1 protein-coding gene is annotated in these 330 nt (G+C 64.8%); it reads right to left on the bottom strand.

All coding sequences use genetic code 11. The features are described from left to right. Positions 1 to 46: 46 nt before the first annotated feature. A partial coding sequence (gene paaB / locus AB3X89_RS40415; protein WP_368588018.1) for a 1,2-phenylacetyl-CoA epoxidase subunit PaaB occupies positions 47 to 330 on the bottom strand: 284 nt, incomplete at its 5' end.

Below are 330 nucleotides of genomic sequence, written 5' to 3'. Positions count from 1 at the left end.
ATGTTCGGGCGTGATAGAGGTCGGGGACATAGTGGTCATGGCGCGCTTACATGTGGTTGACTTCGTCGGGCAGCGTGTAGAACGTCGGGTGGCGATAGATCTTGTCGCCCGCCGGTTCGAACAGCTCGGCCTTCTCGTCGGGCGCCGAGGCGGTGATCGCCGAGGACGGCACCACCCAGATGCTCACGCCTTCCTGGCGGCGTGTGTAGACGTCGCGCGCCATGCGCAGCGCCATCGGCGCGTCGGCCGCGTGCAGACTGCCGCAGTGCTTGTGGTCGAGGCCCTGCCTGCTGCGCACGAACACTTCCCAAATCGGCCATTCCTTGTTCA

Origin of the sequence: Paraburkholderia sp. BR14320 (genome assembly GCF_040948665.1) — a bacterium.
Lineage (GTDB): Bacteria > Pseudomonadota > Gammaproteobacteria > Burkholderiales > Burkholderiaceae > Paraburkholderia > Paraburkholderia youngii.
The sequence above is the reverse complement of the archived record's forward strand: the minus strand, read 5'-3'. Positions and strand labels throughout refer to the sequence as shown.